Source organism: Skermania piniformis (assembly GCF_019285775.1).
GTDB lineage: Bacteria > Actinomycetota > Actinomycetes > Mycobacteriales > Mycobacteriaceae > Skermania > Skermania pinensis.
In genome coordinates this window covers 4,067,978-4,090,760 of sequence record NZ_CP079105.1, presented here as the reverse complement: position 1 = coordinate 4,090,760, position 22,783 = coordinate 4,067,978, and the positions used below count along the sequence as shown (strand labels likewise).

Genomic DNA, 22,783 nt, shown 5'->3' with positions numbered 1-22,783 from the left:
TGACGCCTCCGATCCCAGATGAACTGCAGAACAAAGGAAGCGCCGTCGTTCGAGGCGGCTTCCGGCCACGCCCGAGGCGGCCGGGCAGATGCCGACCGGCCGCCTCGGCGACGTGGGTGGAGCGAATCAGCTGTTCGACAGGTCCTCGACGGGTGTGGCGGGGTTGCCGTCGAGGGCATTGGCCAGCTGGGGCACGACCCGATCGGTCGCATAGAGCAGGGCCTGCGGGCCGCCGTAGGCAAGCGCCCCGGAGAGTGCGGATTCGTTGCCGGCGTACAGCGTCCGGTCCTCGGTGACGACCGGCAGACGCGCGAACAGCTCGTTGCCGAGCATCTGCTGCTTGGTCCGGCCGTTCACGAACAGCACGTCCCGGTTGAGCACGTCCAACCGTTCTTGGCTGATGTCGCCGACCTCCGGCTGGGCGGCGAAGCCGAGCGCGTCGAACAACGCGCGCCGCGGATCGCCCGCAGCCAGCACATATTCGCCCTCGGTGCCGAAGTCTTCGACCAGCGTCTTACCGGCAAATTCGGGATTCGCGGCCTTGGCTGCATCGATCTTGCTCTGCACCTCGGCGACCAGCGCGGTCGCCTGGTCGGTGCGGCCGAGCGCCTTGCCGGTCGTCAGCGTCTGGACGTCCCAGGGGGTTTCCTCGTCGGGGTACTGGCCCGACTGGACGACGGTCGGCGCGATCTCCGAGAGGCGGTCGTAGGTCTTCTTGTCGATGGTCTCGTAGATCGCGAGGATCAGATCCGGCTTGCGTTGGGCGATCTCCTCGAAGTTGATCTCGTCGCCGGACATGGTCGGCAGATCTTTACCGCCGAGGGCTGCTTGTACCCAGGGGAAGCTAGAGTAATTTTCGTACCACGATCGGGTCGCGACGGGCACGACGCCGAGCGCGAGCGCAAAGTCTTGATCGTTCCAACCCACCGTCACCACGCTGGTCGGCTCCGCGTCGACGGTGGTCGACCCGAACTTGTGGTCGATCGTCACGGGGAAGGCGCCACCCGCCGAACTGTCCGACGTGTCGGTCGAGTCGCTGGAACTGCTGCAGCCGACGAGCACGCCCAGCGAGACGAGACCGACGGCCAGGGCCGCGAGCCAACGTCGTGGGCGAGTCCGTCGGCGGTCGCCGGTAGTTGATCTGATCATGAGTCCTCACCTGATCGAGTTAGGTTATGATTACCTAAATATAACGTGAAGATGGAAAGAGGTTGGTGCGCGATGCATGATTCGCCCAGCTCTGGACATGTAAAAGTCGTTTCCGTGGGCCGGCTCGGCTCGAACATCGTCCGCGTTCAGTTCGCCGGCGATTCGCTCTGTGCGCGGTTCTCGCTGGGCAGAGCGGACGAAGCGGTCGGCGTCTATTTCTCGCCGAATGGCGATTTCTGGTCGACGGACGTGGATCTTTCGATCGGCCGGAACTACACGATTCGGCAGGTGGATCCGATTTCGGATCGGCTGACGATCGATTTCATGCTGCACGAAGGGGGTGTCGGGGCGACCTGGGCGCGCTCGGCGGTGCCCGGAATGCGGCTGTTCTTCACCAATCCGCGGGCCTGGTATTCCCCGCCGCCGGACGCCGAATGGCAATTGCTGGCGGCCGATCTGGCCGGCATTCCGGCGTTGTCCCGGATTGTCGAAGAGCTTGCTCCCGGCGCCCGGGCGCATGCCGTCCTGGAGGTGCTCGACCCGGCGGACATCCCGGTCCTGGAGACGGCCGGCCGGGTGTCGGTGCAGGCGTTGGTCGGCACGGGTAACGGCGCGGCGGCCAGCGAGTTGGTGGCCGCGGTGCGCCGGCATGCCTTATCCGACGGGCCGGGCTACGCCTGGTTCGCCGGCGAGGCGGCGGTGTGCCGGGAGATGCGCAAGTACTTCCGGCGGGAACGCGGCTGGTCCAACGATCGGCTCGACGTCATCGGCTACTGGCGCGCCGACGCCGACGCGTGGAATGCCCGCTACTCCGCGGTGAGCGAGTCCGTCGAGGCGCTGTGGCAGAACGTGCTCGACTGCGGTGGCACCGAGCGGGAAGCCGACGAGATCTACGACGAGGCCCTGGAACGCGCCGGTTTGTGACCCCTGCGCAATACTGCACCGCATGGCTGCTGTGACCTACGACGGGGCGACCCGGCTGTTTCCCGGTTCGTCGACACCCGCCGTCGATCAGTTGGACCTGCAGATCGGCGACGGGGAGTTCCTGGTGCTGGTCGGCCCGTCCGGGTGTGGCAAGTCGACGTCGCTGCGCATGCTGGCGGGGTTGGAAGAGGTCGACGACGGCCGGATTCTGATCGGTAGTCGGGACGTGACCGATGCCGAACCGAAGGATCGCGACATCGCGATGGTGTTCCAGAACTACGCGCTCTACCCGCACATGACCGTCGCGGAAAACATGGGTTTTGCGCTGAAGCTGGCCAAGGTGGACAAGACCGAGCGGGATCGCCGGGTCCGGGAGGCGGCCCGGCTGCTGGATCTCGAGGCGTATCTGGATCGCAAGCCCAAGGCGCTTTCCGGCGGTCAGCGGCAGCGGGTCGCGATGGGCCGTGCGATCGTCCGGCAACCGCAGGTGTTCCTGATGGACGAGCCGCTGTCCAATCTGGACGCCAAGCTGCGGGTGCAGACCCGGACCCAGATCGCGCAGCTGCAGCGCCGACTCGCCACCACCACCGTCTATGTCACGCACGACCAGGTCGAGGCGATGACGATGGGCGACCGGGTGGCGGTGCTGCAGGACGGGGTGTTGCAGCAGTGCGATACCCCGGGCGACCTCTACCGGAATCCGGTGAACATGTTCGTCGCCGGATTCATGGGCTCGCCCGCGATGAACCTGTTCGAGCTGCCGATCGGCAACGACACCGTGTCGTTGGGCGGCGCGGCGATTCCGGTGCCGCGGGCGGTGGTGGCCGAGTGTGGGCACCAGGTCATGGTCGGCATCCGGCCGGAACATTTCGAGGTCGGCGCGGGCATCGAGATGGAGGTCGATGTCGTCGAGGAGCTCGGTTCGGACGCCTACGGCTACGGCCGGGCCGCGATCACCGGCGGCGAGACCCCGATCTGCGCCCGGGTGGACTGGCGTCGGCCGCCGGCTCGCGGCGATCGGATCCGGCTCGCCGTGGAGCCGGCGCACGTGCACTTTTTCGGTCCCGACGGCCGACGGATCGGTTGACCCCGTGGGATCGTCGACCCTGGCATAGTCGTCAAGGTGAGCGCGCGCGACCGCACCGGGTCTGATCCGAACGAGCCGGACATGGGGGTGGTATCGCAGGTTCATGCGTTGGATGTCGCGCTCTTCCAGGCGATCGCGCAGACCGAAAGCCCGGCTCTGGATCGGGTGATGCCGCTGCTGACCAACGCGGCCGACTACTCGAAGCTGTGGGTCGGGATTGCGCTCGCCATGCAGAACTCGGGCAGTCGGCGGACCCGCCGCGCGGCGACCCGTGGCCTGATCACCCTCGGCATCACCAGTTTCGCGGCAAATCAGGTGACCAAGCGAATGTCCAACCGGAAACGGCCGGAGCTGTTGCCGGTGCCGCTCGCGCGGCGTTCCAAGCGGCTGCCGTCGTCGTCGTCGTTCCCGTCCGGTCATGCCGCGACCGCAGCCGCGTTCGCCGCCGCCGTCGGTCTGGAAAGTCCGGCGATCGGTTTTGCGCTCAGCGCGCTGGCCGGAGCGGTCGGCTTCTCCCGGATCGCCACCGGCGCGCACTATCCGTCCGATGTGATCGCCGGGTTCGCCCTCGGCGCCGGGATCGCGACGCTCGGTGGCCGGCTGGTGCCCCCGGTGGAACCGATTCCGCCGAATCGGTCCGAGCCGATGCCGATCCCGCAGCCGCCCCGGCCCCGTGGCCAAGGGGTGGTGTTGGTGATCAACCCGCGCTCCGGCGGCGGCCGGGGTACCCGGATTCTCGCCGAGGTACGGGTCGCACTGCCCGACGCCGAGATCATCGAACTGGCACCGGATGCCGATCTCGTGGCCGTGCTGGATGCGGCTGCGCAACGGGCGCAGGTCCTCGGCGTCGGCGGCGGGGACGGCACGGTCGGTGCGGCCGCACAAGCGGCGATGCGGCACGACATACCGCTGGCGGTGTTCCCGGCCGGCACGTTCAACCACTTCGCCGGCGACCTGGGGCTCGGGTCGGTGGCTCAGGTGGTGCGTGCGTTGGCCGACGGCAACGCGGGTCGGGTCGACGTCGCCTACCTGAACGATCAGCCCTTCCTGAACACGGCGAGCGCCGGGGCCTACCCGGAGTTCGTCCGGATCCGGGAGCGCTACGAGCGGCGGATCGGCAAGTTCCCGGCCGCTGCGGTGGCCGCGTTCCTGATCGCGCGGACCGCCCCGACCTCCCGGGTCCGCTACGACGACAAGGAAATCGAGCTGCAGGGCATGTTCGTCGGCAACTCGGTGTACGAGCCGCGCGGGTTCGCGCCGGCGATCCGGACCCGAATGGACGACGGACTGGTCGATGTGCGGCTGCTCGAAGCGGCCTCGGGCCTGCGGGGCATCGGGTTCCTCTTCGCGGTGGCGACCGGCCGGATCGCGCACAATCGCCGCTACCACGAGCTGGACGTGCCTCGGTTCGAGATGGACATCCTGGACGGCGCGGTGCCGGTCGCCCGGGACGGCGAGCTGGGTGAGATCACCGACCGGATCGAGATCCGGGTCGACTACCGGGCACTCACCGTCTATCGCCCGCCGGGGTTCGCCGACTGACTCGGCGTGTGCCGACCGACGCGGCCGGCTCGCCGGATGATCAGGACCGAGAGAGCGGTCCAGGCGAGCCCCAGGCCTACCCCGGCGAGCACGTCGGACAGGTGATGCACGGCCAGCGCCAGCCGGGCGAAGCACACCAGGCCGACCACGAGCGCAGCCGCTGCGCCGGCCGCCCATCGTCCCCGACGCGACAATCGGGGCCACAGCCAGAACAGGCTGCCGACCGCCGCGACGGTGACGCCGAACGCGTGTGCGGACGGGTACGACGAACTGAATGCCGAGACCGCCGCCGGTCCGGGTCGCGATCGGTCGGCCAGCAGCTTCGCGCCTTGGGCGACGAATCCACCGAGCAGGACCCCCAGGACGGCGAACTGCGCCGGCGGCGGGAATTGCCGACGGCGCAGTGCGAGGAGCAGCACGCCGACGGCGACCACGCGCCACATGGTCGGCCCGAGCACCAGGCTGATCGCCTCGAAGGTATGGGTCCAGGCCGAATCCGGGACGGCGTGCGGCGCCAGCCGGCGTAGTACCGCGTCGTCGGCGTCGAGTTCCGGCCGGAATCCGGCGCGGTAACCCCACCACAAGGCGAGGTAGGCGAGCGCGCCCAGCGCGCCGGCCCACAGCAGCGGCCGGAGGTCGCGGGAATCGTCCGGTGCGGCCAGCATCGTTCTCCTCACCCGGCGAGCTGCCGGCGATCGCGCGATCATGAATAGGCCGGAATGTCGGCCCGGGAGCGACGGTACGGCTAGACTGGACCGAGTGGGGGAACCTCAAGCGATCCTCGTCCCGCTGAACCGGTCTGCCATTTTCTTGGTGGTCACCGTGCACGAAGGTGGTGAGGACGGGGTTCGGGACCTGCTCGCCGACGTCACCGGGCTGACCCGCTCGGTCGGTTTCCGGGTTCCGGCAGACCGGCTGACCTGCGTCACATCGATCGGTTCGGCTGCGTGGGACCGGCTGTTCGGCGGCCCCCGGCCGGCCGCGCTGCACCCGTTCGAGGAGCTGCGCGGCGATCGGCATTGTGCCCCGGCCACGCCGGGTGACCTGTTGTTCCATCTCACCGCCGCAACCACCGCAGCGTGCTTCGAGCTGGCCGGCAAGCTCGTCGAGAGGCTGTCGGGATTCGCCGAGATCGTGGATCACACCGTCGGATTCGGTTATTTCGAGCAGCGGGATCTGCTCGGTTTCGTGGACGGCACGGAGAACCCGACCGGCGCGGCCGCGTACTCGGCGGCGTTGGTCGGCGCGGAGGATCCCGATTTCGCCGGCGGGAGCTACGTGATCGTGCAGAAGTACCTGCATGCGATGGCGGACTGGCGGGCGCTGTCGGTCGGCGAACAGGAGCGGGTGATCGGCCGGACCAAGCTGGACGACTTCGAGCTTGCCGACCAGGCGCCGGACTCGCACGTCGCGATGAACAGCCTGACCGACGCCGCCGGGGTGGCCCGCCAGATTCTGCGCGCGAACATGCCGTTCGGTGACGTCGCGACCGGCGAGTACGGCACCTATTACATCGCTTACGCGGCGGATCCGGACGTGACCGAGACGATGTTGCGGCGGATGTTCCTCGGCACGGACGGCGCCGCGGCGGGACACGACCGGATTCTGGACTTCTCGACCGCGGTCACCGGCACGCTGTTCTTCACCCCGCCGGTGGAGTTTCTCGACAACCCGCCCCCGCCGGCCGACGTCGTACCGGCCCCGAGCGCGCCGGCCCGAGTGGCCGACGGATCACTCGGGATCGGCAGCCTCAGATAGGAGTTCACGTGAACAATCTGCATCGCGAACTGGCCCCGATCACCGCACCGGCCTGGGCGGCGATCGAAGAGGAAGCCACTCGGACGTTCCGGCGCAACATCGCCGGGCGGCGGGTGGTCGACGTGTCCGGTCCGCACGGCACCGAGTACTCGGCGGTCGGTCTCGGTCGGACCGAGGAGATCACCTCGCCGGCGCGCGGGGTGCAGTCGCGACTGCGTCGGGTGGCGCCACTGGTCGAGCTGCGGGTGCCGTTCAGCTTGTCCCGGCGTGAGCTCGACGACGTGCAGCGGGGTGCCAAGGACCCGGATCTCGATCCGCTCAAGGAAGCCGCGCAGAATATCGCGTTCGCCGAGGATCAGGCGATTTTCGAGGGGTTTCAGGCGGCCGGCATCCGCGGCATGCGCGCGACGTCGACGAACGACGAAGTGTCCATGCCGACCGACATCGCGCAGGTGCCGGACGCGATCGCGCGGGCGCTCAGCACGCTGCGGCTGGCCGGGGTCGGCGGGCATTATGCGTTGTTGCTGGGTGCCGATTACTACACGTTGATCACCGAGAGCTCGGTATACGGGTACCCGCTCCGGGATCGGATCGCTCGTCAGCTGGACGGCGACATCGTCTGGGCCCCCGCGATCCGCGGCGCGTTCCTGGTCTCGACCCGCGGCGGTGACTTCGATCTGCAGCTGGGCCAGGACCTCTCGATCGGCTATCTGTCGCACGACGCGGATACGGTGCAGCTGTACTTCCAGGAATCGCTGACCTTCCTGGTGTACACCCCGGAGGCGTCGGTCGCGCTGTCGGCGGTCTGACCGGGGGCGCCGACGATCAGCCCAGCCGCACGCCGCACTGCAGGTAGGTGGTTCGGAGCAGAAATGCGGCTTCGGCCCCGATCACCTCGTCCACCAGCTCCAGCTGGCGGCCGCAGAACTCGGGTCCGTGCGCGGCGTGTGTAGCCGGTGCCGAGTCCAGGTGGTGGGTCAGTTCGTGCAGTACCACCAGCTCGCGCAGCGCCCACCGCGCGGCTCGGCCCTGTTCCGGTAGGGCCAGGGTCGAGGTGTCGGGTTCGTAGTGGGCGGCGCGATGTCCGGCCCGGGCGCGCACCCGGACCGCGATCGCGGCGCGAGGCCAGCGCGCGCCGACCCAGGTGAGTGCGAGCAACCGGTCGGTGTAGTCCTGTACCGCAGCCACCGATCCGAACCGCCGTTCCACCGGCAGGGTCAGCCGGGTGCCGTAGGCCTCGATCGTGCGCCCGGGCACGGCGTCGGCGTGGTCGAAGAGCGTCCGGAGCAGCTGTTCGGCGTCGTACACCCGGCTGCGCTGGACGTCGCGGGGGCGCGCGGCCGGGCTTCGGCCCGGGCTCATGCCTCGATGCTGCCGCGGGGTGCGCCGAACTGCGGCTCGGTGCCCAACCGCGCGTTGCGCCCGGCCCGGTCACCCGCCTGCCGCGCGGCCGGGGAGTAGCCGGTCGGCGCGTGTGCCCCGCGCCAGGCGCCACGGGCGGTGGAGTGACCGGTGTAGTAGTCGGTCAGCTCGACCTGCTTGTTCCGTAGGGCCAGCGCGGTCCCGGCCTCGGCCGGCCCGGTCAGCGCCGCGCGCTCGGCCTGCTGCTGCGCTTCCCCCAGCCGGATGCCGATCCGTTCGGCGTAGCCGAGCTGGAAGTTCAGTCGCGCGGTCACCCCGGCCAACGGCACCCGCTCGATCCGCCGGACCCGGCGGCGTCCCCGGGTCTCGGTGACCACCCGCTCCACCGTCTCGGATCGGTACACCCCCGACTTCAGGTAGCGGTCGCTGGCCGCGACCATCTGCCACAACAGGCTGGCGTACAGGGTCTCGCAGGTGTCGATATCGGTATCGAAGCCGTAGGCGAACACCAGCGTCGACGAGCGCGAGATATCGCACCGGACGTCGTTCGCCCGCGCGATCACCAGAAACAGCTGGACATAGGTGCGCAGACCCTTGCGCCCGGCCTCGCCGATCTCGATGATCCGCTGCGTCGGCTGCGGCCGCCGCTCCCGGTCGGCGACATGCGCCCGAGCGACCGCGAGATCGATCGACGCTTGGGTGGCGAGTCGCTGCGCCGCCGCCAGGAAGGTGGCGGCTTCGTACTCGTTGTCGGTGGATTCGGCCTGGCGCAGCAGACCACCGATTCGGGTGAGTGTCCGGTCCGATCCCATGCCGGCCAACCTACCGGCGGCGGCCGACACTAACCGGTGGCGCCTTCGGCGGCCGCGAGCTCGGCTTTCCAGGCCCGGAAGCCTTCTTCGGTGCGGCCGCGCCGCCAATATCCGGAAATCGAGACCTGCCGACGCGCCAGCTTGCGCTCCCGGAACAGGTAGGGCCGGATCTCGTGCATCACCTCGTGGGCTTCGCCGTGCACGAAAGCCTGTATCCGCCCGTCCGGCCAGTCCAGGTCGCGCACCGCGGCGGCGAGCTGCCCGTCGGTGCCGTCGCGGTGCAGGAACTGCACCACCACGCCGGCGGGTGTCGTCAACACGGGTTCGTGGTCGACCGAATCGACCAGGACGAGCAGTGCCCCGACCGCGTCCTCCGGCAGTGCGGCGGCTGCAGCGCTGATCGCCGGGATCGCCGATTCGTCACCGGCGAGCAGATGCCACGCTGCCGTCGGATCGGGTGCATATGCCCCGCCCGGCCCGTTGACCAGCACCGAATCCCCGACTTCGGCCGCGTGCGCCCAGGGTCCGGCGACTCCCGCGTCGCCGTGCACCACGAAATCGATCGCCATCGTGCCCGCCTCCACGTTCGGGAACAGCGCCGTATAGGTCCGCAGGGTCGGCATATCCGCGGGCGGCAGGGTGGCCCGCAAGGTCCGCAGGTCGATCGACCGCGGATCGTCCGCCCCGGGCAAGGGCACACCGGGCCGGGGAAACATCAGTTTGACGTAGCGGTCGGTGAACGCGCTGTCCGCGAACGCAGACAGGTCGGCACTGGTGAACCAGAGCCGGCGGAGCGTGGGGGTGATCGGCTGAGTGCCGGTGACGGTCAGCAACGTGGCCATGCGTTCCTCTCCGATCGCCACCAGTTAGGTGACCCTTAGCGGGTTGGATCGTGATCCCACCGTACCCCTTCGGCGGGCGCCGAGCTGCCGCTGAGTAGTGTCGCCGTCGATGTGCCCGCTCACGCCGAGGCCGGTCGGACGCCGCCGAGACGGCGGGTGCGTACGCAACGGAGCGGAACGAATGGAGCGGAGTAGCGAATGAAGCTGAGGTCTTCCCTGATTCCCAAGGCGGTGCTGGCCGCCGCGTCGGTGGCCCTGCTGACCGTCTCCGCATGCTCGTCCGACGACAGCTCGTCGTCGGCAGGTTCGACGACGGCAGGTTCGTCGGCCGGCTCGACCGGTGCGTCGGCGGCCGGCGATCGCGGCCCGATCACCTACGCCGAGGGCCAGGACACCACCGAGAACGGCGTGATCCGCCAGATCATCGACAAGTGGAACGCCGCCCACCCGAACGAGCAGGTCACGTTCAAGGAGCAGGCGGCCGACGCCGACGCCGCCCACGACGACTTCGTCCAGCATCTGCAGGCCAAGCAAGCCGACTACGACGTGCTCGGGATGGACGTGGTGTGGACCGCGGAGTTCGCGGCGAAGGGCTGGCTGCAGCCGCTCACCGACCAGTACGCGCTCGACACCACCGGGCTGATCACCCCGACGGTGGACAGCGCGACCTACAACGGCACGCTCTACGCGGCGCCCAAGAACACCAACGGCGGTCTGCTGTTCTATCGCAAGGACCTGGTGCCGGACCCGCCGAAGACCTGGTCCGACCTGATCGCGAAGTGCCCGATCGCCAAGCAGAACAACATCGGTTGCTACGCGGGACAGTTCGCCAACTACGAGGGCCTGACGGTGAACACCGCCGAAGCGGTGAACGCGCGCGGCGGCAGCTTCGTCGGTCCGGACGGCAAGACCCCGACCGTGGACAGCCCCGAGGCGCGGGCCGGGCTGCAGCAGCTGGTCGACGGGTTCAAGAGCGGTGACATCCCGGCCGATGCGATTACCTTCAAGGAGCAGGAGAGCCAGCAGGCGTTCGAAGACGGCAAGCTGCTGTTCCTGCGCAACTGGCCCTACGTCTACGGCACCGCGGCCAAGGACTCGTCGAAGGTGAAGGACAAGTACGCGGTGGCGCCGTTGCCGGGCGTGAACGGCATCGGGACCTCGTCGCTGGGTGGCTACAACCTCGGGATCAGCGCGTACTCCAAGCACAAGGACACGGCGCTGGACTTCGTGAAGTTCGTGACCGGTGAGGATGCGCAGCGGATCATCGGCGAGGGTCAGCTGCCGCCGGTGCGCGAGTCGTTGTACGCGGACCCGGCGCTGGTGTCGGTGATGCCGTACCTGCCGACCCTGAAGGAGTCGATCATGGCTGCGGTCCCGCGGCCGGTCTCCCCGTTCTACCGGGCGCTGTCCACTGCCGTGCACGACAACGCCTACGCTGCGTTGAAGGGGGAGAAGTCCGTCGACCAGGCGATCACGGACATGCAGAAGGGCATCGAGACAGCCGGCGCGAACTAGCCGGAGCCGGGGAGGGTCGAATGGCGGTGCGATACCGCGCAAAGACCGATTCGAATGTCGCGGCCGGGGGCAGTGCCCCCGGCCGCGGTGTGCGTCGGGGTCTGCGGACGAGGCATGCGTGGTTGCTGATCTCGCCGGTGCTGGTGGCGCTGGCGGCGGTGATCGGTTATCCGGTGTTGCGTGCGGTCTGGATGTCGTTCGAGCAGGACGCCGGCCTGGACCCGGCCACCGGCATGTTCGTCGAGGGCGGCTACGCCGGATTCGCCAATTACACGCACTGGTTGCTGCAACGCTGCACCTCCGGAACCGGGGCGCAGGTCGCCTGCCCGCCCGGCACGCTCGGGTCGCAGTTCTGGACCGCGGTCGGCACGACGCTCGCGCTCGCAGTGGTGACGGTGGCGTTGGAGGCGACGATCGGCATCTGGATGGCGATCGTGATGGGCCGTAGCTTCCGCGGCCGGGCGCTGCTGCGGGCCGCGGTGCTGATCCCGTGGGCGATCCCGACCGCGGTCACCGCCAAGCTCTGGTACTTCATGTTCGCCACCGACGGCGTGGTGAACCGGCTGCTCGGCACCCGGATCCTCTGGACTTCGGACGCCTGGCCGGCCCGGTCCGCGGTGATCGTCGCCGACGTGTGGAAGACCACCCCGTTCATGGCGTTGCTGATTCTGGCCGGTTTGCAGATGATTCCGGCGGACGTCTACGAGGCTGCCCGGGTGGACGGCGCCTCGGCATGGCAGCGATTCACCCAGATCACGCTGCCGCTGGTGAAGCCGGCGTTGCTGGTGGCGATCTTGTTCCGGACGATGGACGCACTGCGGATGTACGATCTGCCGGCCATCCTGATCGGCAGCAACGACGCCACCCGGACCGTGTCGATGCTGGTGGTGGACCAGACCCGGCAGGGCTTCAACAGCGCCTCGGCGTTGTCCACCCTCACCTTTCTGCTGATCTTCGCGGTGGCGTTCGTCCTGGTGAAGCTGCTCGGCGCCAACGCGGTCCGCACCCAGGAAGATCAGCGGCGGGGTAGCCGGTGATGGCGCATCGGGCGGACGGGGTGCGCGGGCGGGAGGGAGCCGGTGGCCGGCGCCGGTCCCGGTGGCCGGCGGTACGTGGTTATCTCGGCGTGGCGGCGATCCTGGTCTGGGGGCTGGCACCGTTCTACTGGATGGTGATCACGGCGCTGCGGGCCCCGGCGCACACGTTCGACATCACGCCCTGGCCGACCCATCCGACGTTGGAAAACTTCCGCAATGCGCTGTCCACCGAGAACGGCAACAATTTCGGCCGGGCACTGACCAACAGCCTGATCATCGGGGCCGGCACCACCGCGGCGGCGGTGCTGCTCGGCGTCTTCGCCGCCTACGCGCTGGCCCGGATCGACTTCCGCGGCCGCTACCTGGTGGTCGGGCTGATCCTGGGCGCCTCGATGTTTCCGGTGGTAGCCCTGGTCACCCCGCTGTTCCAGCTGTTCACCGAGCTGGACTGGATCGGCCACTACCAGGCTCTGATCATCCCGAACATCTCGTTCGTGTTGCCGCTGACCGTGTACACGCTCACCTCGTTCTTCGGTGAGCTGCCCTGGGAGTTGGAGGAAGCCGCTCGGATCGACGGGGCGAGTCGGGCGCAGGCGTTCCGGCTCGTGCTCCTGCCGCTGGCTGCGCCGGCCTTGTTCACCACCGCGATCCTCGGCTTCATCGCCGCGGTGAACGAGTATCTGCTGGCCAACCTGCTCTCCAGCGACAAGACCGAGCCGGTCACGGTGGCGATCTCCCGGTTCACCGGCAACGATCCGCACGTCGTGCCGTACGCGGCGATCATGGCGGCCGGGACCATCGTGACCGTGCCGCTGGTGATCATGGTGTTGCTGTTCCAGCGCCGGATCATCTCCGGGCTGACCGCGGGTGGGGTGAAGTCGTGAGCGTCGGCGGTGGTGGCCACCCGATCGCGCGCCGGCAGCGGCTCGAGGTGCTGATCGGGATCCTCGCGTTTTTCACCCTGCCGGCGCTGGTCGCCGCGGTCGCGGAACTGTTCCGGGAGCCGCCCGGGGTGGTTCCGGCATCGGTGCTGGCCGGCGTCCTTGCGCTGCTCGGTTTGGCGGTTGCCGCGCGCCGGCGCAGCAACTGACCGATCCGAGCGGCCCCACCCCGTAGCATCGGTGGGGATGCTGGGGATGGTGGGGCGAAAGAGTCCAGGTGCGACCCGGCGGCCGCGCCGGTCGGCGCTGCTCCTGGCGTTGTCCCTCGCGCTTGCCGCGGTGCTGCTCCTGCCCGTGCTCGGGTTCGCCCTCGCCTACCTCGCGGTGTCCATCCCGCAGCCCGCCGAGGTCCGCGTCGGTCGGCAGGCGACGATCTTCGCCGCCGACGGGGCCACCCCGTTGGTCACGGTGTATCCGGCGGAGGGCAGTCGGGTGGAGGTGCCGCTGGCGGCCGTCCCCCAGGTGGTCCGGGACGCCGTGCTGGCCGCCGAGGATCGTGACTTTGCGACCAATCCGGGCTTCTCGGTGTCCGGCCTGATGCGTGCCGCGCGGGACAACCTCCTCGATCGCGACGACGCAGGCGGCGGCTCGACGATCACGCAGCAATACGTGAAGAACGCGTTCCTCTCGTCCGAGCGCACTCTCGTGCGCAAGTCCACCGAACTGGTGATTGCCACCAAGATGGCCCGGACCTGGAGCAAGGACGACATCCTCGCGGCCTATCTGAACACCATCTATTACGGGCGCGGCGCGTACGGGATCGCCGCCGCCGCCCGGGCCTACTTCGGCAAGCCGGTCGACCAACTCGACCTCGCCGAGGGCGCGGTGCTGGCCGCATTGATCCGGACGCCGTCCGCGCTCGACCCGGACCGGCACCTCGACCAACTGCAGGCGCGGTGGGCGTACGTGCTGGACGGCATGGTGACGATGGGGGTGTTGGCCGAGGGGGCGCGGGCCGCAGTGGGATTTCCGCCGATCGTGCCGGCCGCACCGCTGGTCGACGACGTCGCTGCGCACCGGCCGGAAGGGCTGATCCGCACCCAGGTGCTGCGGGAACTGGCGGCGGCCGGGATCGACCAGACCGATATCGACACCCGGGGACTGTCGATCGTGACCACGATCGACGCCAAGACGCAGCAGGCCGCGCTGGACGCGGTGCACGGCCGACTTGCCGACCAGCCGCCGCAGCTGCGTGCCGCGGTCGTTGCGCTCGACCCGCGGACGGGCGGTGTGCGCGCCTACTACGGCGGCGAGGACGGCCTCGGCTTCGACCTGGCCGGAGCGGAGCTACAGGCAGGATCGTCGTTCAAGGTGTTCGCGCTGATCGCCGGTCTGGCCCAGGGCTACTCGCTGTCCGCCCGCTACGACAGTTCGCCGCTGACCGTGAACGGCATCACCGTGACGAACGTCGGCGGCGAGTCGTGTGGCTTCTGCAGTCTGGCCGAGGCGATGAAGCGGTCGCTGAACACCAGTTACTACCGGCTGATGCTGTCGTTGTGGGGTGGTCCCCAGGCGGTGGCGGACGCCGCCCACCTGGCCGGCATACCACGCTCGCTGCCCGGCATCGAGCACACCCTGAGCGAGGACGGCCGACCGCCGAACAACGGGATCGTGCTCGGGCAGTACCTGGTCCGGCCGATCGACCTGGCGTCGGCCTATGCGACGCTGGCCGCTTCGGGAATCTTCCGGCAGCCCTTCTTCGTCCAGAAGGTGACCACGAACTCGGGCAAGGTGCTGCTGGATCGAGCACCGGAATCGGGTGAGCGACGGTTGTCGGCGTCGGTCGCCGACACCGTGACCAAGGCGCTGATCCCGATCGCCGCGTACTCGGGCGGACACGGGCTGGCCGACGGGCGGCCGTCGGCCGCGAAGACCGGGACGACCGAACTCCCCGGCACCGGGCGGAACAAGGATGCCTGGATGATCGGCTACACCCCGTCGCTGGTCACCGCGGTCTGGGTCGGCACCGAGCAGCCGCAGGCGATCCGGACCAGCAGCGGGGCCGATATCTACGGGTCCGGACTACCGGCCGATATCTGGCAGCAGACGATGAACGCGGCGCTCGCCGGTTCCCCGCACGAGCCGTTTCCGCCGGGCCGGACGGACCCACCGGACTCGTTGTTCAGCGATCCGGGACCGGGTTCGGCGCGCCCGCCCGCAGCGGGAAGCCGAGACCTGGTCATCACGCCGCCACCGGGTACCCCGCCGCCGGTCATCGATTGGCCCGCCCCGCGTTGACCCGGTCGGGGACGCGAGCTGCATGACATACCGACCGGCATGATTAAGTAGCCGAGGGGCCTGCAGATCGACGGATAACGCATGGAACCGGGAATGAAGAACGGAAGTCGGGGAGTCGATGAATTTCAAGATCGTCGCGCGCCGGGAAATCCTGGTGGCCGGTACGGTGCTGCGGAGCCCGGCACTCGCCGTCGAGGGGCCGCGCCGGCTGAAGGTAACGCAGGCGTGGGAGCGGATGTTCGCCCGTACCCTGCCCGGTCCACCGGCGACCGCGTACGTCGACTTTGCCGGCGAGCTGAACTCCTATATGACCCATATCGTGGGGTACCGCTGCCGAACGCTCGGCGATCTGTTGCCCGGCGATGTGCTGGCCCGCCTGCCCGCGGGCCGGTACGCACACTTCGTGTGCCGGGGGGACGAGCTGTCGGTCGTCGTACCCGAGCTGTGGCGGGCGGTGTGGGATGCTGAGGCGGAGGGGCGCATCGTGCGGGGCTACACCGGGGATTTCGAGCGATACCCCGACGTGCGTACCGCCGAGGCCTTTGTGGCGTTGGCCGGCGAGCGGGAGGATGAGTGAGCTTCGAGATCGTCACGCTCACCGAACGACTGGTCGCCGGCCTGACCATTCCGCTCGCCGGCGCGGAAGTGGCCCGCCGGGACCTCGACCTGATCACCTTCACCTGGGACCGCTACCTCGTCCGGGACCGACCCGGCGTGCGAGCGGCAGCCTACGTCGCCCAGGACGGGCGCTGTGCCGCGGTGCTCGGCTACGAGGCGGAGCACATCGAGGATGTGCTGCCGGGTGACGTGGTCACCCGGATTCCGGCCGGACCGTACGCCAAGTTCGCGGTCGCCGGCAAGCCCTACGACCTCACCCGTACCGCCTGGGCCGAGATCGTGCAGGCGGAGAACACGGGTGAGATCCGGCGCAGCTACACCGCCGATCTGGAACGCTGTCCCGGACTCGACCTCGGTGGAGGTTTTCGTCGCGTTGGCGCCGTGATCGGTCCGGCCGGCGTGGGTCAGGCCTCGATGATGAACGCTTCCAGCTCTGTGCGCGCCCGATCGTCGGGCATCTGCACCGGCGGGGATTTCATCAGATATGCCGAGGCCGGATAGACCGGGCCACCGATGCCGCGGTCGCGGGCGATCTTGGCAGCGCGGACCGCGTCGATGATGATCCCGGCCGAGTTCGGCGAATCCCACACCTCGAGCTTGTACTCCAGGTTCAGCGGCACGTCGCCGAACGCCCGGCCCTCCAGCCGGACGTAGGCCCACTTCCGGTCGTCCAGCCAGCCCACATGGTCCGACGGTCCGATGTGCACGTCGCCCGAGCCGAGTTCGCGCTGCAGGTTGGAGGTGACCGCCTGGGTCTTGGAGATCTTCTTCGATTCCAGCCGCTCCCGCTCCAGCATGTTCTTGAAGTCCATGTTGCCGCCGACGTTCAGCTGCATCGTGCGGTCGAGCTGCACGCCGCGATCCTCGAACAGCTTGGCCAGCACCCGGTGCGTAATCGTCGCTCCGACCTGCGATTTGATGTCGTCGCCGACGATCGGCACGCCCGCCGCGGTGAACTTTGCCGCCCACTCCGGATCACTCGCGATGAACACCGGCAGCGCGTTGACGAAAGCGACCCCGGCGTCGATCGCGCACTGGGCATAGAACTTGTCCGCTTCCTCGGAGCCGACCGGCAGGTAGGACACCAGCACGTCCGCGCCGGATTCGCGCAGGGCCTGCACCACATCCACCGGCTCGGCGTCGGACAGCTCGATCGTCTGGGCGTAGTACTTGCCGATGCCGTCCAGCGTCGGACCGCGCTGCACGATCACGTTGCTCGGCGGCACATCGGAAATCTTGATGGTGTTGTTCTCGGAGGCGAAGATGGCTTCCGACAGGTCGAAACCGACCTTCTTGGCGTCGACATCGAACGCCGCCACGAACTTCACGTCGCGCACGTGGTACTGCCCGAACTTGACGTGCATGAGACCCGGCACGGTGGCCGATTCATCCGCGTCGCGGTAGTACTGCACGCCCTGTACCAGGGAGGATGCGCAGTTTCCCACGCCAACGATGGCCACCCGTACGTCGGTGTCGGTGGCGGGCTGTCGGATGTCAGTCACGGCCGGGTTCTCCTTTTTCTCTTCCCAAAGCTTTCGATGATTGTTCGGCAGCGATCAGCTCGTTGAGCCAGCGAACCTCGCGTTCGCTCGACTCCAGTCCGAGCTGGTGTAGCTGCCGGGTGTAGCGGTCGAGTGAACCGCTCGCCCGGGTGATCGCCTCCCGAAGCCCCTCGCGGCGCTCCTCGACCTGCCGCCGGCGACCTTCCAGAATCCGCATCCGCGCTTCGGCGGGGGTGCGGCTGAAGAACGCCAGGTGGACGCCGAACCCGTCGTCGGTGTAATTCTGCGGGCCGGTGTCGGCGACCAGTTCGGCGAAGCGCTGCTTCCCGAGAGGGGTCAGTTGATACACCCGACGGGCCCGGCGCACCGTGCCGACCGGAACCTCCTCGTCGATCAGCCCATCCGCCTGCATGCGACGCAGCGTCGGATAGAGCGAACCGTATGAGAAAGCGCGGAACGCACCGAGCAACCCGGTCAGCCGTTTGCGCAGTTCGTAGCCGTGCATCGGCGCCTCGAGCAACAGCCCGAGAATCGCAAGTTCGAGCACGACGTTCACCTCCGCCCGAATCCGCGGGCCTGCTCGGACAATCAACCGTGACCTCAACCTAACAGGTCGATGCCGCGGACAACTATATCGCGGCGATATAGCTACGCAAGTCTTGCCCGGGCGTCGGCCGATCGACGTACGCTTGACCCGTGCGAACTCAGCGGCAGGTGGTCGACTACGCGCTTCGGCGTCGGTCGCTGTTGGCGTCGGTGCACGCCGGCCGGACCGCGGTCGCCGAGGTCTGCGACGCAGATCCGTACTTGTTGCGAGCGGCGAAGTTCCACGGCCGGTCGACCGAGGTGATCTGCCCCATCTGCCGTAAGGAGCAGCTGACCCAGGTCTCCTGGGTCTACGGCGAACGGCTGGGGCCCGCGTCCGGATCTGCCCGCACGCCGGAGGAGCTGGCTAGACTCGCGGCTAGTCGAGAGGAATTCTCGGTCCACGTCGTCGAGGTATGCCGCTCCTGCAACTGGAATCATCTGGTGCAGTCCTACGTTCTCGGTATCGCGCCGCCGCCGCGGCGCACCCGCCGCCGGGAGTCGGGTCGGCGCACCGCAACCGAATAAGCATGCAACCCGAGACATCCGGACCGCAGCTGCGTGGACCATCGTCCGCGCGCTGCGCCGTCGGTCTCGAACCACGGGAGAAATGCCAGTGAGCTACCCCTACGACGGGCCACCGGCCGCGCCGCGATCCGGCGGCACCGGGCCCGGCCCGCGTACCGAGGTGATCGGACGGTCGTACCCGCCGGGCGGCGTCTACACCGGGCGACCGCCGGGCGGCGTGTACGGCTCGCCGCCGCCGCCTTCGGTCCCCCCACCGGCGTCCGGCGGGGGTTCGGGCGGCTCCGACGGACCGCGTGACGGCGACCAGCGCCGACGCCCGTGGCGGGCGCGCATCCTCACCGCGATCGCGATCTGCAGCTTGTTGCCGTTCGTCCTCTTCGTGATCGCCTACGTGTGGGTCGATGTGCCCAAACCGGGCGACATCCCGACCAACCAGGTCGCCACGATCACCGCTATCGACGGCAGCACGGTGATCAGCAAGGTGGTCCCGCCGGAAGGTAACCGGACCGACGTCACCATCGAGCAGGTGCCGGTGCCGGTCCGGCACGCCGTCCTGGCCGCCGAAGATCGCAATTTCTATTCCAACCCCGGCTTCTCGGTGACCGGCTTCGGCCGGGCACTGCGGGACAACTTGCTCGGCAAGGACACCGCGGGCGGCGGGTCGACGATCACCCAGCAGTACGTGAAGAACGCCTTGGTCGGCTCGGAGCGCACGCTCAGCCGCAAGATGCACGAGCTGGTGATCTCCTCCAAGATGGCGCGGGAATGGAGCAAGGACGACATCCTCGCGGCCTACCTGAACACCATCTACTTCGGCCGTGGCGCCTACGGCATCTCGGCCGCTGCCAAGGCGTACTTCAACAAGCCGGTGGAGCAGTTGACCGTGGCCGAGGGCGCGGTCCTGGCCGCCGTGGTCCAGCAGCCGACCCGGCTCGATCCGGAGACCAACCCGACCGGCGCGCAGACCCGGTGGAACTATGTGCTGGACGGCATGGTCGAACAAGGCTGGTTGACCCCGACCGAGCGAGCGAATACCCAGTTTCCCCTGGTTGTGCCGATGGCCTCGTTGGTCGACCCGAATCAGGACTCCGGTCCGGAGGGGTTGATCAAGGCCCGGGTATTGCAGGAGCTTTCCGATATCGGGATCAGCGAGAAGCAGCTCAACACCGAGGGCCTGAAAATCGTCACGACCATCGACGCGAAGGCCCAGGACGCGGCGGTCGCGGCGGTGGACAACAACATGCAGGGTGAGCCGCCGGAGTTGCGGACCGCGGTGGTGTCGATCGACCCGCGGACCGGCGGGGTGAAGGCCTATTACGGTGGTCGGGACGGCAAGGGTTACGACTTCGCCAACGCCGGCTTGCAGACCGGTTCGTCGTTCAAGGTGTTCGGCTTGGCCGCGAACCTGGCCGACGGCACGCCGCTGTCGAAGATGTACGACAGCTCGCCGCTGACCGTCAACGGGATCCAGATCAGCAATGTCGAGGGTGAATCCTGCGGCACCTGCACGATCGCGGAGGCACTCAAGCGTTCGTTGAACACCAGCTTCTACCGGATGATGATGCAGATGGGCGACGGCACCAACGGTCCGCAGTTGATCGCCGACATGGCGCACAAGCTGGGCATCCCGGTCGACATTCCCGGCGTGGGGCCGTCGCTGACCGAGCCGGGTGGGGCCGGTCCCAACTACGGCATCGTCCTCGGTCAGTACCAGTCCCGCCCGATCGACATGGCCTCCGCCTACGCCACCCTGGCGGCATCCGGGATGTACCACCCGCCGCACTTCGTGCAGCAGGTGACGAGTGCCGACGGCGTGGTGCTGTTCGATCGTGCGCCGACCCCGGGGGAGCAACGGGTGGACAAGGCGGTCGCCGACAACGTCACCTCGGCGATGCGGCCGATCGCCGGCTATTCGCGTGGTCACAACCTCGCGGGTGGACGCGGTTCGGCCGCCAAGACGGGGACCTCGCAGCTGGGTGATACCGGCGAGAACAAGGACGCCTGGATGGTCGGCTATACGCCGTCGCTCGCCACCGCGGTCTGGGTCGGCACCGAGCAGGGACTACCGCTACGCAACGTGTACGGCGGCCCGATCTACGGTTCCGGTCTGCCGTCGGACATCTGGAAGGCGACGATGGACGGGGCGCTGGACGGCACCGACAACGAGCCGTTCCCGGACCCGGAGCCGATCGCGGGTCAGGCCGGAGTGCCCGAGTACACGGCACCGTATGTGCCGCCGCGACAGACGCAGGCCCCGGTGCAGACCCAGCAACAGGCTCCCGCGATACAGCTGCCGCAGCTCCCGCAACAGCCGCCGGTGGTGATTACGCCGAGCCAGATCGAAATCCTGCCCGGGGTGACGATTCCGGTGCCCGGGGTAGCGCCCGCGGAGCAGCAGATCGAACCGCAGACCGGGCAGCCGGTCGAGCCCGCGGTAACCCAGCCGGAACCGCCGGCCGGGACCGGCCAACCGTCGAACGGTCAAGCGCCGAACGGTCAAGCGCCGTCGATACCCGGCCGAGATCAGGAGCCGTCGGTTCCGGTGGACGGCGAGATAGCCGGGGCGGAGCCGACGGTTCTTTCCCCGGGAGTGGTCACCGCGCCGGCGGGCAGAGATCCGCCGACCCGGCAGCCGGCCGGCCTGGTACCCCTCGGCTGACCCGACAACGGGCCGCCGCCGGCCGCTACCCGTCCCGGGTAACCTCGGACATCGTGTCGGAGACCAGCAGCGGTGGCCAGGACGTAGGAGAGGTATCGCCGGCCCCGCTGGCACCGGACCGACGATCGGCGACCTGGCGGGACCTGCCGAGTTGGACCGATTCGCTCGCGTCGCAGCTCTCCCGACTGGTCGGCGGGCCGATCGGCCGGCATGCACTGATCGGCCGGGCGCGGTTCTGGACGCCGGTGCGTGTCGTGTTGGCCATGGCGGTGGTGTTCCTGGCATTCGGCTGGTTCGGCAAGGCGGCATGTATCCAGCAGCATCCCGGCGATAACGGGCCGGCCTTGGACTGGAGCAACAACCGACAGTACGTGGCGATGTGTTACACCGACATCGTCCCGCTGTACGGGGCGGAGCGACTCAACGAAGGCGCGTTTCCGTACAAGGTTTCGTGGGTCGAGGATGGTTCGGCGGGCCTGCCGCAGGTGCGGTACATGGAGTATCCGGTGGTGGCCGGGCTCTACCAGTACGTGGTCATGCGGGCGGCGAAGGCCTGGGACGCGGTGCCGTGGCTGCCCGGTGCGCTGCAGGTGGCGATCTACTTCAATATGGCCGCGCTCGGTCTGGCGGCCGCGTGGTTGGTGACGGTGTGGGCGACGGCATTGTCCGCCGGCCGGCGGATCTGGGACAGCGCCACGTTGGCCTGTACCCCGCTGATCGCGGTCCACGGTTTCACCAACTTCGATCCGTTGGCGACGGCATTCGCGGCCGGCGGGATGCTTGCCTGGGCTCGACGCCGTCCGGCCTTGGCCGGGGTCCTGCTCGGCCTGGGCGCCGCAACCAAGCTTTATCCGTTGTTCTTGCTGCTGCCGCTGCTCGCGCTGTGTATCCGGGTGAGTCGATTGCGGGAGTGGGGCGTGGCGACGGCGACTGCGCTGGTGACCTGGCTGGCGGTCAATCTGCCGATCGCTGCGTTGTTCTGGAACGGCTGGCTGGAGTTCTTCCGGCTGAACACCGAACGGAACGCCGATCCCGACTCGATCTACAACGTGATCAAGTCGTTCACCGGGTGGCCCGGTTTCGACGGCGAGCTCGGCCAGGGCGAACCACCGGTGATCTTGAACATGGTCTCGCTGGCGTTGTTCGCCGCGGTGGCTGCAGGTGTCGGATACGTCGCGCTCACGGCGCCACGCCGACCGCGGTTCCCCCAGCTGTGCTTCCTGTTGATCGCCGGCTTTCTGTTGACCAACAAGGTGTGGAGCCCGCAATACTCGCTCTGGCTCACCCCGCTTGCCGTGCTGGCCTATCCGCATCGTCGGGTCTTGCTGACCTGGATGACCGTGGACGCGCTGGTCTGGGTGCCACGGATGTTCTTCTACCTGGGCGTCGACAACAAAGGCCTACCCGAGCAGTGGTTCACCGGTGCCGTGGTGCTGCGCGACATCGCCGTGCTGTCGCTGTGCGGGTTGATCCTCTACCGGATCTATCACCCGGACGGTGATCTGGTGCGTGCGGAAGGCGCCGACGACCCGGCAGGTGGGGTCCTCGACCATGCGCCGGACCGGTTCCCGAGCCGGCTGCCCAGCCGATTGCGCCCGCGGGCCGCGGCGGTCCCGGCGGCCGCGCCGCCACCGGAACCGGTGGTCAGCCGGGTCTGACGGGTTCGTCGGACCCCTCGACACAC

Annotated in this window: 22 protein-coding genes; 15 read left to right on the top strand and 7 right to left on the bottom strand. The window is 68.6% G+C overall.

Annotated features, from left to right (window positions below; translation table 11 throughout):
* Window positions 1–126: 126 nt before the first annotated feature.
* On the bottom strand, window positions 127–1,149 hold the full coding sequence (locus tag KV203_RS18930) for an ABC transporter substrate-binding protein (RefSeq protein WP_066473523.1): 1,023 nt from the start codon (window positions 1,147–1,149) through the stop codon (window positions 127–129).
* A gap of 288 nt (window positions 1,150–1,437) precedes the next feature.
* On the opposite strand from KV203_RS18930, the gene KV203_RS18925 reads away from it, so the two are divergent.
* The 3 genes from KV203_RS18925 to KV203_RS18915 are packed head-to-tail and all read left to right on the top strand — an operon-like array spanning window position 1,438 to window position 4,702.
* Complete coding sequence (locus tag KV203_RS18925) at window positions 1,438–2,073, top strand: siderophore-interacting protein (protein WP_169797541.1); 636 nt, start codon at window positions 1,438–1,440, stop codon at window positions 2,071–2,073.
* A 22-nt stretch (window positions 2,074–2,095) separates the two neighbouring features.
* Window positions 2,096–3,160, top strand: coding sequence for an ABC transporter ATP-binding protein (locus KV203_RS18920; RefSeq protein WP_066473534.1), 1,065 nt, complete (start codon window positions 2,096–2,098; stop codon window positions 3,158–3,160).
* Between the two features lie 36 nt (window positions 3,161–3,196).
* The gene (locus tag KV203_RS18915) at window positions 3,197–4,702 is read left to right on the top strand and encodes a bifunctional phosphatase PAP2/diacylglycerol kinase family protein (RefSeq protein ID WP_157079920.1); all 1,506 of its coding nucleotides are present in this window, start codon (window positions 3,197–3,199) and stop codon (window positions 4,700–4,702) included.
* Here KV203_RS18915 and KV203_RS18910 read toward each other — a convergent pair.
* Window positions 4,675–5,367 (bottom strand): phosphatase PAP2 family protein, encoded by a 693-nt coding sequence (locus tag KV203_RS18910; RefSeq protein ID WP_066473536.1) that lies wholly within the window; start codon window positions 5,365–5,367, stop codon window positions 4,675–4,677. The genes KV203_RS18915 and KV203_RS18910 overlap by 28 nt on opposite strands.
* 94 nt (window positions 5,368–5,461) lie before the next feature.
* Here KV203_RS18910 and KV203_RS18905 point away from each other — a divergent pair, with 94 nt between their 5' ends.
* Window positions 5,462–6,460 (top strand): Dyp-type peroxidase, encoded by a 999-nt coding sequence (locus KV203_RS18905; RefSeq protein ID WP_066473538.1) that lies wholly within the window; start codon window positions 5,462–5,464, stop codon window positions 6,458–6,460.
* Window positions 6,461–6,468: 8 nt separating this feature from the next.
* A complete protein-coding gene (locus KV203_RS18900) occupies window positions 6,469–7,269 on the top strand; it encodes a family 1 encapsulin nanocompartment shell protein (RefSeq protein WP_066473540.1) in 801 nt (266 codons plus the stop codon).
* A 16-nt stretch (window positions 7,270–7,285) separates the two neighbouring features.
* Here KV203_RS18900 and KV203_RS18895 read toward each other — a convergent pair whose 3' ends face one another.
* Genes KV203_RS18895 through KV203_RS18885 form a run of 3 tightly spaced genes read right to left on the bottom strand, consistent with a single transcriptional unit; the run spans window position 7,286 to window position 9,476 of the window.
* Window positions 7,286–7,822: a TIGR04338 family metallohydrolase gene (locus KV203_RS18895; RefSeq protein ID WP_066473543.1), complete on the bottom strand. Its 537-nt coding sequence runs from the start codon at window positions 7,820–7,822 to the stop codon at window positions 7,286–7,288.
* The gene (locus tag KV203_RS18890) at window positions 7,819–8,634 is read right to left on the bottom strand and encodes a DUF2786 domain-containing protein (RefSeq protein WP_066473675.1); all 816 of its coding nucleotides are present in this window, start codon (window positions 8,632–8,634) and stop codon (window positions 7,819–7,821) included. The genes KV203_RS18895 and KV203_RS18890 overlap by 4 nt, the downstream gene beginning before the upstream one ends.
* Before the next feature lie 29 nt (window positions 8,635–8,663).
* Entirely contained in the window at window positions 8,664–9,476 is an 813-nt protein-coding gene (locus KV203_RS18885; protein WP_066473677.1) for a siderophore-interacting protein, read from the bottom strand.
* A gap of 198 nt (window positions 9,477–9,674) precedes the next feature.
* Between KV203_RS18885 and KV203_RS18880 the strand changes: the two genes are divergently transcribed.
* The 7 genes from KV203_RS18880 to KV203_RS18850 all read left to right on the top strand — a co-directional run bounded on the left by KV203_RS18880 (window position 9,675) and on the right by KV203_RS18850 (window position 16,326).
* Window positions 9,675–10,991, top strand: a complete 1,317-nt coding sequence (locus KV203_RS18880) for an ABC transporter substrate-binding protein (RefSeq protein WP_066473546.1) — start codon at window positions 9,675–9,677, stop codon at window positions 10,989–10,991.
* A gap of 20 nt (window positions 10,992–11,011) precedes the next feature.
* Complete coding sequence (locus KV203_RS18875; RefSeq protein ID WP_083530265.1) at window positions 11,012–12,028, top strand: carbohydrate ABC transporter permease; 1,017 nt, start codon at window positions 11,012–11,014, stop codon at window positions 12,026–12,028.
* On the top strand, window positions 12,028–12,912 hold the full coding sequence (locus KV203_RS18870; protein ID WP_083530266.1) for a carbohydrate ABC transporter permease: 885 nt from the start codon (window positions 12,028–12,030) through the stop codon (window positions 12,910–12,912). Before KV203_RS18875 ends, KV203_RS18870 begins: the two co-directional genes overlap by 1 nt.
* The gene (locus KV203_RS18865; RefSeq protein WP_066473559.1) at window positions 12,909–13,118 is read left to right on the top strand and encodes a hypothetical protein; all 210 of its coding nucleotides are present in this window, start codon (window positions 12,909–12,911) and stop codon (window positions 13,116–13,118) included. The genes KV203_RS18870 and KV203_RS18865 overlap by 4 nt, the downstream gene beginning before the upstream one ends.
* A gap of 37 nt (window positions 13,119–13,155) precedes the next feature.
* On the top strand, window positions 13,156–15,207 hold the full coding sequence (locus KV203_RS18860) for a transglycosylase domain-containing protein (protein WP_066473562.1): 2,052 nt from the start codon (window positions 13,156–13,158) through the stop codon (window positions 15,205–15,207).
* A gap of 118 nt (window positions 15,208–15,325) precedes the next feature.
* On the top strand, window positions 15,326–15,784 hold the full coding sequence (locus tag KV203_RS18855; protein ID WP_066473563.1) for a GyrI-like domain-containing protein: 459 nt from the start codon (window positions 15,326–15,328) through the stop codon (window positions 15,782–15,784).
* Complete coding sequence (locus KV203_RS18850; RefSeq protein WP_246600267.1) at window positions 15,781–16,326, top strand: GyrI-like domain-containing protein; 546 nt, start codon at window positions 15,781–15,783, stop codon at window positions 16,324–16,326. Before KV203_RS18855 ends, KV203_RS18850 begins: the two co-directional genes overlap by 4 nt.
* Here the strand turns inward: KV203_RS18850 and KV203_RS18845 are convergent.
* Entirely contained in the window at window positions 16,230–17,327 is a 1,098-nt protein-coding gene (locus KV203_RS18845) for an inositol-3-phosphate synthase (RefSeq protein WP_066473565.1), read from the bottom strand. The two genes, KV203_RS18850 and KV203_RS18845, sit on opposite strands and share 97 nt — an antisense overlap.
* Window positions 17,320–17,874, bottom strand: coding sequence for a PadR family transcriptional regulator (locus KV203_RS18840; protein WP_066473683.1), 555 nt, complete (start codon window positions 17,872–17,874; stop codon window positions 17,320–17,322). Before KV203_RS18840 ends, KV203_RS18845 begins: the two co-directional genes overlap by 8 nt.
* A 149-nt stretch (window positions 17,875–18,023) precedes the next feature.
* On the opposite strand from KV203_RS18840, the gene KV203_RS18835 reads away from it, so the two are divergent.
* From KV203_RS18835 to KV203_RS18825, 3 genes are all read left to right on the top strand, one after another.
* Window positions 18,024–18,440, top strand: coding sequence for a DUF5318 family protein (locus KV203_RS18835; protein WP_066473567.1), 417 nt, complete (start codon window positions 18,024–18,026; stop codon window positions 18,438–18,440).
* An 82-nt stretch (window positions 18,441–18,522) separates the two neighbouring features.
* Entirely contained in the window at window positions 18,523–21,099 is a 2,577-nt protein-coding gene (locus KV203_RS18830; RefSeq protein WP_083530267.1) for a transglycosylase domain-containing protein, read from the top strand.
* Between the two features lie 53 nt (window positions 21,100–21,152).
* On the top strand, window positions 21,153–22,757 hold the full coding sequence (locus KV203_RS18825; protein ID WP_066473569.1) for a glycosyltransferase family 87 protein: 1,605 nt from the start codon (window positions 21,153–21,155) through the stop codon (window positions 22,755–22,757).
* The last annotated feature ends 26 nt before the right edge of the window (window positions 22,758–22,783 follow it).